This is a genomic window from Pasteurella skyensis, assembly GCF_013377295.1.
GTDB lineage: Bacteria > Pseudomonadota > Gammaproteobacteria > Enterobacterales > Pasteurellaceae > Phocoenobacter > Phocoenobacter skyensis.
In genome coordinates this window covers 2,098,007-2,114,558 of sequence record NZ_CP016180.1, presented here as the reverse complement: position 1 = coordinate 2,114,558, position 16,552 = coordinate 2,098,007, and the positions used below count along the sequence as shown (strand labels likewise).

General features: G+C 34.8%; 13 protein-coding genes, 3 tRNA genes, 1 pseudogene and 1 riboswitch. Of the genes and pseudogenes, 12 read left to right on the top strand and 5 right to left on the bottom strand.

All coding sequences use genetic code 11. The features are described from left to right. Positions 1-15 precede the first annotated feature (15 nt). The 4 genes from purE to A6B44_RS10200 all read right to left on the bottom strand — a co-directional run bounded on the left by purE (position 16) and on the right by A6B44_RS10200 (position 6,398). Positions 16-489 carry a 5-(carboxyamino)imidazole ribonucleotide mutase gene (purE, locus tag A6B44_RS10215; protein WP_090923055.1) on the bottom strand — a complete coding sequence of 158 codons (474 nt, stop codon included), beginning with the start codon at positions 487-489 and terminating at the stop codon, positions 16-18. Between the two features lie 191 nt (positions 490-680). Beyond that, positions 681-4,313, bottom strand: a complete 3,633-nt coding sequence (locus A6B44_RS10210; RefSeq protein WP_218061373.1) for a phosphoribosylformylglycinamidine synthase — start codon at positions 4,311-4,313, stop codon at positions 681-683. Between the two features lie 178 nt (positions 4,314-4,491). Continuing rightward, positions 4,492-4,589: riboswitch (purine riboswitch) on the bottom strand. Between the two features lie 45 nt (positions 4,590-4,634). Further along, a complete protein-coding gene (rsgA, locus tag A6B44_RS10205; protein ID WP_090923056.1) occupies positions 4,635-5,669 on the bottom strand; it encodes a small ribosomal subunit biogenesis GTPase RsgA in 1,035 nt (344 codons plus the stop codon). Between the two features lie 45 nt (positions 5,670-5,714). Then, on the bottom strand, positions 5,715-6,398 hold the full coding sequence (locus A6B44_RS10200; RefSeq protein WP_090923059.1) for a YggS family pyridoxal phosphate-dependent enzyme: 684 nt from the start codon (positions 6,396-6,398) through the stop codon (positions 5,715-5,717). 80 nt (positions 6,399-6,478) lie between these two features. Here A6B44_RS10200 and A6B44_RS10195 point away from each other — a divergent pair, with 80 nt between their 5' ends. From A6B44_RS10195 to A6B44_RS10140, 12 genes and pseudogenes are all read left to right on the top strand, one after another. Continuing rightward, positions 6,479-7,018, top strand: a complete 540-nt coding sequence (locus A6B44_RS10195; protein WP_090923061.1) for a KdsC family phosphatase — start codon at positions 6,479-6,481, stop codon at positions 7,016-7,018. A 132-nt stretch (positions 7,019-7,150) separates the two neighbouring features. Next, positions 7,151-7,468 (top strand): ribosome silencing factor, encoded by a 318-nt coding sequence (rsfS, locus tag A6B44_RS10190; RefSeq protein ID WP_090923064.1) that lies wholly within the window; start codon positions 7,151-7,153, stop codon positions 7,466-7,468. After that, on the top strand, positions 7,465-7,932 hold the full coding sequence (rlmH, locus tag A6B44_RS10185) for a 23S rRNA (pseudouridine(1915)-N(3))-methyltransferase RlmH (RefSeq protein ID WP_090923066.1): 468 nt from the start codon (positions 7,465-7,467) through the stop codon (positions 7,930-7,932). The genes rsfS and rlmH overlap by 4 nt, the downstream gene beginning before the upstream one ends. Next, positions 7,932-9,878: a penicillin-binding protein 2 gene (gene mrdA, locus A6B44_RS10180; RefSeq protein ID WP_090923068.1), complete on the top strand. Its 1,947-nt coding sequence runs from the start codon at positions 7,932-7,934 to the stop codon at positions 9,876-9,878. Before rlmH ends, mrdA begins: the two co-directional genes overlap by 1 nt. Then, entirely contained in the window at positions 9,875-11,023 is a 1,149-nt protein-coding gene (rodA, locus tag A6B44_RS10175) for a rod shape-determining protein RodA (RefSeq protein WP_090923071.1), read from the top strand. Before mrdA ends, rodA begins: the two co-directional genes overlap by 4 nt. Positions 11,024-11,036: 13 nt before the next feature. Next, the gene (locus A6B44_RS10170) at positions 11,037-11,858 is read left to right on the top strand and encodes a septal ring lytic transglycosylase RlpA family protein (RefSeq protein ID WP_090923073.1); all 822 of its coding nucleotides are present in this window, start codon (positions 11,037-11,039) and stop codon (positions 11,856-11,858) included. 12 nt (positions 11,859-11,870) lie between these two features. Next, positions 11,871-13,052, top strand: coding sequence for a serine hydrolase (locus A6B44_RS10165; protein WP_090923075.1), 1,182 nt, complete (start codon positions 11,871-11,873; stop codon positions 13,050-13,052). Positions 13,053-13,055: 3 nt separating this feature from the next. Then, on the top strand, positions 13,056-13,745 hold the full coding sequence (locus tag A6B44_RS10160) for an epoxyqueuosine reductase QueH (protein ID WP_090923077.1): 690 nt from the start codon (positions 13,056-13,058) through the stop codon (positions 13,743-13,745). A 166-nt stretch (positions 13,746-13,911) separates the two neighbouring features. Continuing rightward, a tRNA-Arg gene (locus A6B44_RS10155) sits at positions 13,912-13,988 on the top strand. 36 nt (positions 13,989-14,024) lie between these two features. Then, positions 14,025-14,100 (top strand) — tRNA-His (locus tag A6B44_RS10150). A gap of 25 nt (positions 14,101-14,125) precedes the next feature. Then, positions 14,126-14,202 (top strand) — tRNA-Pro (locus A6B44_RS10145). A gap of 121 nt (positions 14,203-14,323) precedes the next feature. After that, a pseudogene (locus A6B44_RS10140) lies at positions 14,324-15,229 on the top strand (IS256 family transposase, variant Zn-binding type); the annotation flags it as partial. Between the two features lie 152 nt (positions 15,230-15,381). On the opposite strand, the gene A6B44_RS10135 reads toward A6B44_RS10140, so the two are convergent. Beyond that, positions 15,382-16,524, bottom strand: coding sequence for a YjhT family mutarotase (locus tag A6B44_RS10135; RefSeq protein WP_090921355.1), 1,143 nt, complete (start codon positions 16,522-16,524; stop codon positions 15,382-15,384). Positions 16,525-16,552: the final 28 nt, after the last annotated feature.

The following is a 16,552-nucleotide window of genomic DNA, read 5'->3' as shown; positions in this document are numbered from 1 at the left end:
TAAAATAATTAATGGTTATAGTTCTACATTCATATTTTGCTTAAAATCAGCCTTCATTTGTTGTCTGAAATCTTGCAATTTAGTTTGTAATTCAGCATTGTTTGTTGCTAATATCTGTACCGCAAGCATACCAGCATTATAGGAGTTATTAATCCCCACAGTAGCCACAGGAATTGATTTTGGCATTTGCACAATAGACAGTAATGCGTCTAAACCGTCAAGAGCAGCATTTATCGGTACACCGATAACTGGCAAAGTGGTTTTAGATGCAATAACGCCAGATAAGTGAGCAGCAAGTCCAGCACCTGCAATCACAACACCATAGCCTTCACGTTCAAATTCAGCTAGTTTTTCAACCAGTAATTCAGGCACACGGTGTGCTGATAATACGTGAGCTGAGTATGTCACACCAAATTGTTTAAGACAATTTGCTGCTCCCTGCATTACTTCTAGGTCAGATTGACTACCGAAGATAATTCCTACTTTCATTTTTGCTCCTATATGAGTTTTTATACAACTAAAATAATGTTATTTGACATTTGTTCTTAGCAATTGATTCTTACCATTAGCATTAAGCTATCTAAAATAATTGATACCATTAACAAAAATATTTTGGTCATTATCACCAGAAATATTTTTGAATGTTCCTTCAGAATAGCGCTCGGAATGCCCCATTTTTCCTAAAATTCTGCCATCAGCTGACAAATACCTTCTATGGCTAGGCTTGAACCATTAGGGTTATAAATAAATTCATTAGTTGCTCTACCAGATAAATCAACATATTGTGTCGCAATTTGCCCATTGGCAATGAGTTGTTGTAAGGTCTCTTCACTTGCATAAAAACGTCCTTCGCCATGGGAGACGGGAATATTAAAAGTTTGCCCCACAGCAAAAGAAGATAACCAAGGTGATTGGTTATTCACTATTTTTGTTGTTACCATTTGAGAAATGTGGCGGCCGATCTTATTAAAAGTCAGCGTTGGTGATTGTGGAGTAATTTGACCAATATTAGCATTTGGTAACAAGCCTGATTTAACAAGAGCTTGGAAGCCATTACAGATACCTAAAATCAAGCCATCTCTTGCTAGAAATTCATTAATACTCTCTTTTAATTGTGGGTTTTGTAAGATAGCAGCAATAAATTTACCTGAACCATCTGGCTCATCACCTGCACTAAAACCGCCAGGTAATACAAAGATTTGTGCTGTTTTAAGTTTATGGCACAGTTGATTAATAGAATCACGAATATAATTTGAGGTAATATTTCTAAATAATAGTATTTCCGCACATCCTCCATTGCGATTAAATGCGTTATACATATCGTATTCTGAATTACTACCAGGGAAAGTGGCGATTAATACTCTAGGTTTTGCAACCTTAACACCTTGTATTGAATGTGCTATTTTATTTGTTGCCACAGATAAATCTGTCAGAATAGCCGGTTGTTCATCCGTTTTTACTGGAAAAATTTTTGCTAGTTTTCCTAGCCATACTTCTTGCAAAGTAGTTAGATTAATATGTTCGTTATCAATAATAATAGAAAATTCATTAATACTTCGCCCTAATAAAATCGCATTAGGTTGATTGATTATTTGCTGACTTTCAATAACAATACTGGCGGGTTTAATAGTAAAATAATCAGTGTCATTATTATTGAGTCTAACACCGATACGATTACCGAAACTCATTTTTGCCAAAGCTTCCGCAATACCACCGTGTTTTACTGTCATTGCTGATAATATAGTGCCTTCTTCAATACCTGTCAGCACTGTCTCAAAATTATTTTTAAGGGTATGGGCATCATATTGCCCCTCATTATCTAATGGATTATCCAGTAGATAGATATATGAACCAACTTGCTTAAATTCAGGAGAAATAATGTTATTAATATTACCAGAACTTACTGCAAAAGAAATAAAAGTCGGTGGTACGTGCAAATCGTTAAATGTGCCACTCATCGAATCTTTACCACCAATAGCAGCAACGTGAAAATTACTTTGAGCCTTGATTGCTCCCAGTAGTGCTAAAAAAGGTTTTGACCAAGCGACACTATCCTGCCCCAGTTTTTGAAAGTATTCTTGGAACGATAAGCAAGCTTTCTTATAATCAATACCTACTGAAACTAATTTAGCGAGAGAATCAATGACGGCATACATTGCACCGTGATAAGGTGACCACGATAATAGATAAGGATTACACCCCCAAGTAATGGCAGAAACGGTTTGTGTTTCTTTATTAAGCACTGGCAATTTAGCAACAGAAACATCTATTGGGGTCATTTGGTAACGTCCACCAAATGGTATTAATACTGTTCCTGCTCCAACAGTAGAATCAAATATTTCGCTTAAACCTTTTTGTGAGGCGATGTTTAAATCACATAAATTTTCTTCCCACTGTTTTTGTAAATTATCACCTGAAACCACCCGCTTAAAGGGTTGTTGTTTATCAATATCGGTAATGGTAATATCAATTTGTTGTCTCACACCATTAGTGTTTAAAAACTCACGTTGAATATCGACAATATTTGTCCCTTTCCACGTTAGTAATAAACGACTATCATCTGTTACTTTACCAACGACTGTTGCTAATAAATTTTCTTCTTGGGCATATTGTAAAAAGGTTTGGCTGTCTTTTTCAGACACAATCACGGCCATACGTTCTTGTGATTCAGAAATAGCAAGTTCAGTACCGCTTAAACCTTCATATTTTACAGGAATTAAATCAAGATTAACTTTAACACCATCGGCAAGTTCACCAATCGCAACACAAACCCCACCTGCACCAAAATCATTACATTTTTTAATTAATTTAGTTGCGTTAGCATTTCTGAATAAACGTTGAATTTTACGCTCTTCTAGAGCATTACCTTTTTGTACTTCTGCTCCACAAAGTAGTAAAGAGCTATCATTATGTTCTTTGGATGAACCTGATGCACCACCACAGCCATCGCGTCCTGTTTTGCCACCGAGTAAAATAATGTGATCATTGGGTTGTGGTTTAGCTCTAATTACATTTTTAATTGGAGCAGCAGCAACCACAGCACCTACTTCCATACGTTTAGCTTTATAACCTTCGTGATACAACTCTGATACCAATGAGGTAGCAATACCAATTTGGTTACCATAGGAAAAATAACCTTCAGCAGCTTCAGTGGTGATTTTTTGTTGGCTTAATTTACCAGCAAGAGTATCTTCGATTTTTTCCAGTGGATTAGCTGAACCTGTCACGCGAATTGCCTGATAAACATAAGCTCGCCCAGATAATGGATCTCGAATAGCACCGCCTAAACAAGTAGAGGCACCACCAAACGGTTCAATTTCTGTTGGGTGATTGTGAGTTTCATTTTTGAACATCAACAACCATTTTTCAAGGTGTTTTTCCCCTGAAAAATCGCTAGTTTCCACATCCAAATAGACAGAACAGGCATTGTTTTCATCAGAAATTTCTAAATCATCTAAATATCCAGTTTTATGTAAATATTTTGCCATCACTGTTGCCATATCCATTAGACACTGAGACTTATTTGCAGCTACTTTTGATTTAATGTCTAAATAATGATTGAATGCTGACTGTATTTGTTGTCCAAAAGGCGAATCAGGAAAGCTGATATGTCTAATTTGTGTTTCAAAAGTGGTATGGCGACAATGATCTGACCAATAGGTATCAAAAACTTTAATTTCAGTTTCAGTAGGATTTCTACCTAGTTGTTGATAATGTTGATGAATAGAATGTAAATCTTCGTAGCCCATAGCAAGATTTAGTTCATCTTTTAATTGATCGAGTTGGTTATGATTAAGACTGAGGAAGTTATCATAGATAACTACGCTATCATTAATAGTAATGGGTGTTTTAGCAAAGAGAGATAAATCTTTCTCTTTGCTATCAACAGGGTTTATATAGAATTGTTTAATTTTACTGAGGTCAGCGAGGTTAACACTTCCTTCAAGAATAATAATTTTAAAAGATTTAACGGTAATATTAAGTTTTTTTGATAAAATAATTTCAATACATTGTAAAGCAGAGTCTGCTCGTTGGTCGAATTGCCCATCTAAGCATTCAACAGCAAAGTACGTTTTATTTGTTAATTTTAATTCATCAATAACTTTATCACTAACAAGTTCTGATAAAATTCGATATTTAATTTTAGCAATCTCTTGGACACTTGCTTCTAGATCAAAAATATCATAACCATTGATTACCTTTAAGGATTCTAATCCTTGAATATGTAATTCTTGTTTAAATTTAGCACATAACTGCTTCGCCTCTATATCAAAACCAGACTGCTTTTCAATGAAAAAACGTAGATTTGTCATCTTATCCTCAAAGTCATTTTAAAAATGTTAGAAACAAAAAAAGCCTAGATGCACGCATCTAGGCTGAATAATACAGATAAATTATTTTGTGATTTATACAAGTGCTTTATTCTCATCACAAAATACCATAGTTTTACGAAAACAACGCAAGGAGTACGGAATTAAATTCAGTACTTTTTGTAATAAGAGTTATTTTCGTAGTAGTTAATTTAAGGTTAACTGTAGAGACGCTCAACCATATCTTGAGCATATACGATTAAAAATTTTGTGCAATTGTACAACACTTTTTTTGTAAAGTAATCCTCTTTTTTTAAATAAAAATTAATTGTTTTTAAAATAGCGTTGTCCTTTCACTTCTTTACTACTTTCAATTAAACGATGATAATTTTCAAAGCGAGTTCGGTTAATTTTGCCTTCTTCTACAGCTTCTCTAATTGCACAGTTTGGATCGGTGTTGTGTTTACAATCACGGAATTTGCATAAACCTAAAATAGATTGAAATTCTATATAACCTTGAGTGATTTGCTCCACCTCTAAATGCCATAAGCCAAACTCACGAATACCTGGAGAGTCAATTAGTTTACCACCTTGTGGTAATTGATATAAATAGGAAGCGGTAGTCGTGTGTTGCCCTAACCCTGAGTTAGTACTCACTTTATTAGTGAGTATATTGCTCTCTGGAAGTATTTGGTTGATTAAGCTTGATTTTCCGACACCAGATTGTCCTACAAAAATAGACGTACCTTGTGAAAGATAGCGGTCTAATTTTTCCATTCCCTCTCCTGTTTGAGCAGATAAACAAAGGCTTTGATAACCAATGTTACGATAGATATCGAGTTGTTTTTCAACTTCTTGTCGCTCATCATCATTTAATAAATCAATTTTATTTAACACAATTAAGGCTGGAATTTTTGCATTTTCACAAATCACCAAATAGCGATCAATAATATTTAATGACAATTCAGGCAATACGGCAGATACAATAATAATTTGATCAATATTTGATGCCATTACTTTGATTCCGTCATAATAATCGGGGCGAGAAAGTTCATTTTTACGAGGATAAATTGCCTCGATCACACCGCTAATGCCTTGCAATTGTTCACTACCTTTTCGCCAAGATACTTTATCACCGACTACCACAGATTTTAGCGTTCTACGTATATTGCAACGAAAAACTTCACCGTTTTCAGTTTCTACATCTGCGTGTTTGGCGTGTCTTGCAATTACCAGTCCATTGTCAAAGTGACCTAACATATCATCTTGCCATTCAATATTTTTTTTATTAATTTTATTATAATGATTAGATTGAATGCGACGCTTCTGATTTTTGGTTAATTTACGTATTTTAGCCAAAAGAATACCTATCTTAGTTAATTTTGTCAGATTATAGCATTAGTGTTAGTTTCTTGCTCCAAAAATTGCACTGCCAATACGAACCATTGTGGAACCACATTCAATTGCACTTTGCATATCATCGCTCATTCCCATTGAAAGAGTGTCAACATCTGGCACAAGCTGTTTGAGCTCTTGAAATAATATTTGCATTTTATTTAATGCAATTTTTTGTTGTTCAGGCTCTGTTTCTGGTTTAGGGATTGCCATTAAGCCTCTTAATTTTAAATGAGGTAACTGAATGATTTCGTTAGCGAAGCTTTGCATCTCACTTGGATTAATACCTGATTTCGATTCTTCATCACTAATATTGATTTGAATAAGTACATTAAGTGGAGGCATATCTGTAGGGCGCTGTTCATTGAGTCGAGTCGCCACTTTTAAACGATCGAGGGTCTGTACCCAGTCAAAATGTTCTGCAACGAGGCGAGTTTTTTTAGATTGTAAAGTTCCGATAAAGTGCCATTCTAGCTCTTTATGATCTTTAAAATAAGTAATTTTTTCTACACCTTCTTGTACATAATTTTCACCAAAAGCTCGTTGTCCACAGGCGATAGCTTGTTCAATATCTGAGACAGGTTTTGTTTTTGTGACTGCAAGAAGTGTTATTGTATTAGGTAAGCGGTCACATTGTTGTGAAAATTTGCAAATTTGTTGATGAATATATTTTAAATTTTGTTCAATAGACATTCTTATTCCTCAAAACTAAGTTATAATCCAGTAATATTAAGATGTAGTTTAATTTAAATCAATGAAAAAATGAGGAATATATGAAGCAGTTAACAAAAATCAAATTAGTAATTAGTGATGTTGATGGTGTTTTAACTGATGGCGGTCTGTATTACAACGAGAAAGGTGAAGAATTAAAAAAATTTCACGTAAAAGATGGCTTAGGGATAAAGATGCTTTTAGCTACAGGAGTAAAAGTTGCGATTCTTTCTGGTGGGGATTCACCTTTATTACGTAAACGCATTGAGGTATTAAAAATTCCTTATTTTTTATTGGGTAAAATGGAAAAACGTACTGCTTGTTTAACATTGATTGAAGAGGCGGGTGTCACTCCTGAAGAAACCGCTTATATTGGTGATGATACCTTAGATTTACCTGCTTTTGAGGTTTGCGGTTTGTCCGTTGCTGTAGGTGATGCTCCTGAGTATATTCAAAAACAAGCTGATTTAATATTAAAAAAAGGGGGAGGACAAGGGGCATTTCGTGAACTTTCTGATATGTTGTTACTCTCACAAGGGAAAGAAGAGGTTTATAGTTCTGCTGAAGGTTTTATGAAAGTGGTGGATCAAATGGCACAGTAATGTAAACAATGCGTAATTCATAAAAACAAGCGGTTAGATTTGTGATAAAATTTGCAATTAATCAAAAAATATATGCAAGCATATAGCATACTAGGTTTTCTAAGAGTATGTTTAATATAAAAGGATAGAAAAGTGGAAATAAATTTAGTTGAATTTTTAAAGAGTACCTTAGCTGATTTAAAAGCTGAGAATATACAAACCATTGATGTAAAAGGTAACTCTAGTATTACAGATACAATGATTGTATGTACAGGAACATCAAGCCGTCACGTAGCCTCAATGGCAGATAATTTAACCGAAGAAAGTAAAAAAGCGGGTATTGAAGTCTTTGCCTCTGAAGGGAAAGTGACAGCAGATTGGATAGCGGTAGATTTTGGGCAAGCAATAGTACATATTTTGCAACAAGATAGCCGTGAATTGTATCAATTAGAGAAATTGTGGCATAAATGAAAATTCAGTTAGTTGCTGTTGGTACAAAAATGCCAAAATGGGTAACAACAGGTTTTGAAGAGTATCAATGTCGTTTTCCTAAGGATATGCCGTTCGAATTGGTCGAGATTCCAGCAGGGAAGCGAGGTAAAAATGCCGATATTAAACGAATTTTAGATCAAGAGGGTTATGCGATGTTAAACGCCTGTGGGCGTAATCGCATTGTTACTTTAGATATTCCGGGTAAGCCTTGGACAACTGGGCAGTTAGCTCAGCAATTAGAAATATGGAAAAATGATGGACGAGATGTGAGCTTATTGATAGGAGGCCCTGAAGGACTTGCTTCTGAATGTAAACAACGGGCAGAGCAGAGCTGGTCTTTATCTCCGTTAACTTTACCTCATCCCTTAGTGAGAGTGGTTGTGGCTGAAAGTTTATATCGAGCATGGTCATTAACGACTAATCATCCTTATCATCGAGAATAATGAAAAAAGTATTTAATCAGAAGCACCATTTTAAATCACTAGAAAACAATAGTGTAAGAAATAGCAAAGCTGAATCAAATCTCTTTGCTCGTCGAGCATTGGTTGGGTTTCTTGGTGTTTTAATTTTAACAGCCGTTTTGTTGGTGAATATTTATCATCTGCAAGTATCTGATTATAAAACTTATCAAACTCGCTCTAATGGTAACCGTATAAAATTATTACCTGTACCTCCTGTAAGAGGGTTGATTTATGATCGCAAAGGTAGGGTATTGGCTGAAAATTTAACTTATTTTGGGCTGTATGTAGTGCCTGAAAAAGTGGATAATCTTGAGAAAACGTTAGAGAAATTAAAAGAGATTGTTGGGTTAACGGATAAGGATATTGAAGAGTTTCATAAAGAGCGCAGAAGAGCTTCTCACTACACGCCTATCTTTCTTAAGAAAAATTTAACGGAAGAGCAAATTGCTCGTTTTGCTGTTAATCAATATCTGTTTCCAAATATTGATGTAAAACCCTATTTTAAACGTCATTATCCTTATGGTGAGTCGTTAACACACATTATTGGTTATGTGGCAAAAATTAATGATAAAGATCAGAAAAAATTAAAAGAAGAAGGGAAATATCAACAGTATGCGGGTATGCATAATATAGGTAAGCGTGGAATAGAAAAATATTATGAAGACCAACTACACGGTATAACAGGGCTTGAAGAAGTTGAAATTAATAATCGTGGTAAGGTTATTCGCAAATTACGAGAGAAAACCTCTGTTGCAGGAAGTAGTATCCAATTAACACTTGATGTTGATTTACAGAATTATATTTCTAATTTACTTGAAGATAAGAAAGGAGCGGTGGTTGTTTTAGATGCAAGGGATAGCAGTATATTAGCAATGGTGACTAAGCCAAGTTACAATAATAATCTATTTGTAGATGGTATTTCTTATGATAATTATACGAAATTGTTGAACAATCCTAATCGTCCACTTTATAGTCGAGCAACACAAGGTGCCTATCCGCCAGCTTCTACTATTAAACCTTTTATGGCTGTGGCAGGGCTAACCGAAGGTGTTATTACTCCTCAAATGACAATTTTTGATCCAGGTTATTGGGTTGTGCCTAATACAAGTCGTAAATTTAGGGATTGGAAAAGAGTTGGGCACGGTCATACTAACTTAAACAAGGCGATAGCGGAGTCTTCAGATACTTATTTTTATCAATTAGCATTTAATTTAGGGATTGATAAAGTATCAAAATGGATGAAAAAGTTTGGTTTTGGTATGCAAACAGGAATTGATATTTTTGAAGAGTCATCAGCTATTATGCCGAGTCGAGAATGGAAGCAAAAACGTTATAAACAATCTTGGCTACAAGGTGATACAGTTTCTATTGGTATTGGACAGGGTTATTGGATTGCAACTCCTCTACAGTTAGCGAAAGCATTGGCGGTATTGGTTAATAACGGTAAAGTAAATACGCCTCATTTAATGAAAGAAATTGTTGGGGAGAAGATGCAATCATATCAGGATCCAAAGCTATATGATGATATTAAAAATGTTCCTAAGCATTTTTGGAAAGAGGCAAAGCAAGGAATGTATAGTGTAACAAATGCACTGAATGGAACTGCTCGTAAAGCTTTTTTAGATACTCCTTATCATATAGCGGGAAAATCAGGTACCGCCCAAGTATTTAGTTTGGCAGAAAACCAAGAATATGATGCTAAAGAGTTAAAAAAAGAACTTCATGATCATGCGTTGTTTATTAGTTTCGCACCTTATGAAGATCCTAAAGTTATCATTTCTATCATTTTGGAAAATGCGGGTGGAGGCTCCAGTAATGCAGCACCAGTTGTGAGAAAGATTATGGATTATATTTTACTTAACTCAGATATATTTAAAAATATGCAATATATAGAAAATCAACCTCTCAAACAAGAGGAAAGACAATGAGTAAGCAATTTGTCACCTATATAAAAAAAATATTAGATATGGATATTTGGTTATTATTGGGACTGTTTGTAATCACAAGTTATGGATTATGGGTGCTTTATAGTGCAAGTGGTGCAAATGAGAGAATGTTTACTAATCGAATCATTCAGGTAACTCTTGGGTTTGGTGTTTTATTCTTTATGGCGTTATTACCTCCTCTATTTTATCAAAAAATATCACCACTACTTTATTGTGTGTGTCTTATTTTATTGGTATTAGTAGATGTCACTGGTGAAGTCAGTAAAGGGGCTCAACGATGGTTAAATTTAGGATTTGTGCGTTTCCAGCCTTCAGAGATAGCAAAGCTTGCGGTACCTTTAATGGTTGCAAGTTATTTGGGAAAACGAGCTTTACCTCCATCATTAAAAGATACAGCAATTGTATTGTTAATTATTATAGTACCAACGTTACTTGTTGCGATACAACCTGATTTAGGAACATCATTGTTAGTTTTTGCTGCAGGAATGTTTGTTTTATTTCTTGCAGGATTGAGTTGGAAATTAATTGGCTCTGGCATCTTAGCTCTAGCAGCTTTTATTCCTGTAATGTGGTTTTATTTGATGCACGATTATCAAAAAAGACGAGTAATGACGCTACTTGATCCAGAAAGAGAACCATTAGGTGCGGGTTATCATATTATTCAGTCTAAAATTGCAATTGGCTCTGGCGGATTTTATGGAAAGGGTTGGCTAGAGGGGACACAATCTCAATTGGAGTTTCTGCCAGAACCACATACGGATTTTATTTTTGCGGTATTAGGCGAAGAGCAAGGAATGGTTGGTGTATTAATTCTTCTTGCTATTTATCTTTTTATTATTGCAAGAGGGTTGATTATTGGGGTGAAAGCGAGCTCTGCTTTTGGACGCTTTATTTCAGGAGGAACGGCTCTGTTATTTTTCGTTTATGTCTTTGTAAATATTGGTATGGTTAGTGGTATTCTTCCTGTGGTTGGTGTACCATTACCCCTTTTTAGTTATGGGGGAACATCTTTTGTGACTTTGATGGCGGCGTTTGGTTTAGTTATGTCTACTTACGTACATCAGGCAAAACAGAAAGATACAAATCCTTACAATAGAAAATTTACAGGTAAACAAAGAACAATTTAATTAAAGGGATATTATGCAATTTAGAAGAATTATTAGTACGTTATTAGTAACGATGATGGTGATGTCGGTCTTACCTGTCACAGCAAAATCATCGATACAAAAAATGGGATTAAAAGGAGCGGAGTTACATCCTTCAAAAGTCTCAACCAAAAGATATAGTTATCGTGATAGAGGGAAAAAATATACAACCTTAGGAAAAGAGGCCTCTGCTCGTTATCATGCTGTGGGAATGGCAAGCTATTATGGCGGTAAGTTTAATGGGCGAAAAACAGCAAATGGTGAAATTTTTAATGAAAACCATTTTACAGCAGCACATAAAACCTTAGCTTTTGGTACTTATTTACTCGTGGAAAATCTTCGTAATGGACGTAAAATTATCGTAAGGGTAAATGATCGAGGCCCATTTAGTAAAAAACGTATTTTAGATCTTTCTAAGCGAGCTGCACGTTCTTTAGGTATGCTTAAATCAGGTGTTGCAAAAGTAAAAATGGAAGCATTACACGTAGATAAAAATGGCTATATTTCAGGAAAAGGCACGGCTTCTTTATTAAAAATAGCTAAAAAATCAGGATTGTCTCTTAAAATTAAGGGAAATCAAAAAAGAGTATATAAAATTGAGAATTTAAGCCCAACGGTTGTCAAAGTACTTGGATTTAAGTCCCAAAAAAGTGCTCAAGAAATTATTCGTGCAGTGAGACCAAAGGCGATAATTAAGAAGCAAGGAAAATATTACGATGTGTTAATTTCAGCAAAAAATGCTGCACATGCACAGACCTTAAAAAAACAGCTAGCTCTTTTAACACACCATAAGGTTTATACATATTCTAGTAAATAAACAGGGGTAGATATGTTACAGATTAAAAATCATTTATATAAATTAGGCGTATGTGTAATGGCAATGTCATCTCTGACTTACGCTAATAATGAGGTGGATTTTACCTCGACATTACCGTCATTAAAGGCTAAAACATATATATTGATGGATTATAATTCTGGACAAGTTTTAGCAAGTTTAAATCCAGATCAACGTCATTATCCTGCAAGTTTAACTAAAATGATGACAAGTTATGTTGTTGGTTCAGCAATCAAGCAGGGACATATTAGCTATGATGATATCGTCACTGTATCCAATGATGCTTGGGGTTATAAGTTTCCAGGTTCATCCAAAATGTTTTTAAATTTAAACCAAAAAGTATCAGTTGAACAACTAAATCGAGGCATTATTATTGCTTCAGGTAATGATGCTTGTGTGGCAATGGCTGAGCACGTGTCTGGCTCTCAAGAAGGCTTTATTAATATAATGAACCAATACGTTAAAAAGTTTGGTTTGAAAAATACACATTTTGCAACAGTACACGGCTTAGATAATCCAAAACAATATTCTTCAGCTCGAGATATCGCTATTATTGGTTCGCATATTATTAGAGACTTACCTGAAGAATATAAAGTTTATTCAGAAAAAGAGTTTACTTTCAACAAAATTAAACAGCGTAATCGCAATGGTTTATTGTGGGATAAATCAATGAATGTTGATGGTATGAAAACAGGCCATACTGATGAAGCGGGTTATAATCTAGTTGCTTCTGCAACCAATGATAATATGCGTCTAATTTCTGTTGTAATGGGAGTCTCTACTTATAAAGGCAGAGAAAGAGAAAGCAAGAAATTATTGAGATGGGGATTTTCCAACTTTGAAACCTTTAAATTGTTAAAGGCGGGTGAAGCGTTGGTAGATCAAAGTGTTTATTATGGAACACAAAATAATATTAAGTTAGGTTCATTTAAAGATCACTATATTACTGTTCCTAAAGGTAAAAAATCAGAGTTAAAAGCACATTATAAGCTGGAAAGTAAAGCACTTAAGGCACCTCTTGTAAAAGGTCAAGTGGTTGGTAAAATTATGTATCAGCTAGAAGGCAAAAACATTTCTTCCGTTGATTTACAGGTAATGTCAGATGTGGCGGAAACAAATATATTTGGGCAAGCTTGGGATTGGGTTGTGTTAACTGTAAAAGGATTTTTTGAATAAGTTATGGAACAATATAAAAAACGTCGTCGGAAAAAAGATCCAAATGCACCTTTTGTTCGTCCACAACTAGAATTACCAAATGGGCATAAAAAGTTATTATTGCATTCTTGCTGTGCACCTTGTTCAGGGGAAGTAATGGAAGCCATTTTGGCATCAGGGATAGAGTTTACCATTTATTTTTATAACCCAAATATTCATCCATTAAAAGAATACTTAATTCGTAAAGAAGAAAATATTCGTTTTGCAGAGAAATATAATATTCCTTTTATTGATGCAGATTATAATCGTGCAGATTGGTTTGAGCGAGCAAAAGGAATGGAAGATGAACCAGAACGAGGTATTCGTTGTACAATGTGCTTTGATATGCGTTTTGAAAAAGCGGCACAGTATGCACACGAAAATGGTTTTCCAGTCTATACTAGCTGTTTAGGAATTTCTCGTTGGAAGGATATGCATCAAATCAATGGTTGTGGTCATAGAGCGGCGGAACCCTATAGTGACGTTGAATATTGGGATTATAACTGGCGTAAAGGTGGTGGTTCACAGCGAATGATAGAAATTAGTAAACGCGAGCAATTTTATCAACAAGAATATTGCGGTTGCGTGTACTCATTGCGAGATTCTAATCGATGGCGAGAGGCAAGTGGTCGTCAAAAAATAGAAATAGGTAAACTTTATTACTCAATGGGATAATAAGCTTACAAAATATTTTTTAAGCGGTATGATCGGTAACACTTTTTGCAAATAATTTCTGTTTTTGGATAAATTCCCCTCAATCAGTAAAAAAATGCAAAAAAATGCTAGACAATAGCTTATAAAATCACTAACATACGCTCTCGCAACGACGCAGTACTTAAAGGCGTTCGTAGCTCAGTTGGATAGAGCGTTGGCCTCCGGAGCCAAAGGTCGCAAGTTCGAATCTTGTCGAGCGCGCCAGACGTTAATGCTAATACAACAAAAAAATAGACAATGGTGGCTATAGCTCAGTTGGTAGAGCCCCGGATTGTGATTCCGGTTGTCGTGGGTTCAAATCCCATTAGCCACCCCATTTTTTGTCTAATTCAAATTAAGATCGGCGAGTAGCGCAGCTTGGTAGCGCAACTGGTTTGGGACCAGTGGGTCGTAGGTTCGAATCCTATCTCGCCGACCACTTCTTTTTAATTCAATTTTAAGGCATAGTAGACAAAATAGTTGGTAAAAAATGGGTTAAAGCTTTATATTACTGTGCTTTAGCCCACTTTTTTGAAAATGAATAAAAAACTTGTCCTTTTTGTCATAAAACGAATATTCACAAATATGGTACCCAAAATAATGTTCAACGTTATAAATGCTCTATTTGTAATAAAACTTTTACCTTCAAAAAATCCTTAAATTCAAGCCAAATTTGGCTAGATTACACAGAAGGTAAACAAACCTATAAGCAACTAGCAATTAAATATAATTGCTCTGTTAGAACTATTCAAAGATATGTTTTAAAAGCCCCTAAAACGCCATTAAATATCCCACAAAATAATAAATTGAACTTAATGATGGATACCACTTTCTTTGGTCGAAATTTTGGTGTTCTCGTTTTTATGGACACTTTATCAAAGAAGGTAATTTATCATCAAATTGTGACAACAGAAAAAAATCTTTATTATCTATTAGCAATGAATAAATTAAGAGAAAAAGGCTATATTATTCAATCTATTACTTGTGATGGAAGACGAGGATTATTAAGAGATTTTTTAAATACGCCTGCACAACTTTGCCAATTTCATCAAATAACAAATGTAATAAGGAAATTAACAAGGAACCCTAAATCTGAAGCGGGAAAAGAGCTAAAAATATTAGTTAAAACATTAAAAAATAGCTCTAAAAACGAGTTCTATATTAATTTACATTATTGGTATTTAAAACATAAAGAATATTTAAATGAACGCTCCGATAAAATAAATGAAAAGGGTAAATATCCTTTTAAACATCGTAATATAAGAAGTGCTTACAGGAGCTTAAAATATAATATGGATTATTTATTTACTTTTGAAAAATATCCTGAATTAAATATAGAAAAAACAACAAATAGGCTTGAAAGTTTATTTGGAGAACTTAAACGAAAACTATCTAATCATAATGGTTTAACCAAATACCATAAGATTATGTTTATAAAAGATTTTCTAAATAAAAGGAGTTGGTAATTATTTATAAAATAATAAAAACCAACTCATTTGTCTACTATGGGCATAGCTCCTCAAAATTACCAACTATTTTGTCTACTATGCCAATTTTAATCAAAAAAATACCCACAGTAATTAATTACTGCAGGCATTTGTTTTTAAATCAGAAATGATTATTCAACAGTTAATGTTTTACCATCATAACTCATCGTTTTAACCTCTGTTAATGCTTTATTACCCGTAGTTTTACCACCAGCAATAATCACTTTATCACCATAAGTAACAGAAACTGCTCCTGCCGTACCCACAGGTAATTTACCTACAATTTTCCACGAGCCTGTTTTCATATCTAAAGCATAAACGTCAGAACGGAATGTTTTACTTGCTTTTGCTTTACGATGATCGTTGACACCTTTTTTGTAATTTTCAGCGACACCTGGGAAGTTTGCACCACCAGTCACTAAATACGTACCGTGACTAACACCACTCATTACAGCAGCAATACCTTCTTGATATTTATCGCCTTTTGGAGCTGGAAGTTTTTGCATTGCTTTCCACTCAATACCTTTATCACCTAGTGTTCCCACTTCTGTGGTATCCGTACGAAGTCCTGCTTTAAGTTCACCATTTGCAACTACAAATTTACCATCAACAACGGCAAAGGCTGCTCCAGCACGTCCACCATAAGGGAAGTAGCCTTGATTTGCCCAGTGATTGGTTTTTGGTTCATAACTGGTTACAATTGAATTAAATAAGAAATCTTCTGCAGACATATCAAAATATTTATCAAAGACTTTGCCCTTGCCTTCTTTTCCTGCTGCTTTTGCATCTTGGAATAAACCATCCCAAATATTTTGGTTTACGCCACCAAAGAAGTAAATTTTACCTTTATAAGTTGTCACACTGGTACCTGCACTTGGGCCAAATGGTGAGCGAGTTGTTAATTTTTGCCATTTTTTATCAGTAGGATTATAGCTATAGGCATCTTTTGCCGTTTGGTTATCAGCAACCTCTGTATTATGGAAACCGCCAAAAACATAAAGTTTACCATCAACACCTGCCGCTACAGCTTGATTTCTTTTACCACCAGGGAATGCAGGAACAGCTTCCCATTTAGCCTCTTTTTCTTTTAAATTTAATGAATAGAATAAGTCAGAACCTGAACCTAACCCCACATAAAGGGTATCACCCACTAATGCACCTGTTCCTGAACCCGCAATCACTTCTGGTAAAGCAGGGTATGATCCAGCAAATGCACCTTGAGTTAAAGCGAGGGTTGCAATTGCGATAGATGATTTAAAAAAAACTTTTTTCATTGATAAACTCCTTATATATTTAACAAAG

What these genes read in the sequence shown, in the direction of transcription:
- A6B44_RS10210 (WP_218061373.1), bottom strand. Translation starts at nt 4,313, where the DNA reads ATGACAAATCTACGTTTTTTCATTGAAAAGCAGTCTGGTTTTGATATA.
- A6B44_RS10170 (WP_090923073.1), top strand. Translation starts at nt 11,037, where the DNA reads ATGCAATTTAGAAGAATTATTAGTACGTTATTAGTAACGATGATGGTG.
- A6B44_RS10135 (WP_090921355.1), bottom strand. Translation starts at nt 16,524, where the DNA reads ATGAAAAAAGTTTTTTTTAAATCATCTATCGCAATTGCAACCCTCGCT.
- rlmH (WP_090923066.1), top strand. Translation starts at nt 7,465, where the DNA reads ATGAAAATTCAGTTAGTTGCTGTTGGTACAAAAATGCCAAAATGGGTA.
- A6B44_RS10165 (WP_090923075.1), top strand. Translation starts at nt 11,871, where the DNA reads ATGTTACAGATTAAAAATCATTTATATAAATTAGGCGTATGTGTAATG.
- mrdA (WP_090923068.1), top strand. Translation starts at nt 7,932, where the DNA reads ATGAAAAAAGTATTTAATCAGAAGCACCATTTTAAATCACTAGAAAAC.
- A6B44_RS10200 (WP_090923059.1), bottom strand. Translation starts at nt 6,398, where the DNA reads ATGTCTATTGAACAAAATTTAAAATATATTCATCAACAAATTTGCAAA.
- rodA (WP_090923071.1), top strand. Translation starts at nt 9,875, where the DNA reads ATGAGTAAGCAATTTGTCACCTATATAAAAAAAATATTAGATATGGAT.
- A6B44_RS10195 (WP_090923061.1), top strand. Translation starts at nt 6,479, where the DNA reads ATGAAGCAGTTAACAAAAATCAAATTAGTAATTAGTGATGTTGATGGT.
- purE (WP_090923055.1), bottom strand. Translation starts at nt 489, where the DNA reads ATGAAAGTAGGAATTATCTTCGGTAGTCAATCTGACCTAGAAGTAATG.
- A6B44_RS10160 (WP_090923077.1), top strand. Translation starts at nt 13,056, where the DNA reads ATGGAACAATATAAAAAACGTCGTCGGAAAAAAGATCCAAATGCACCT.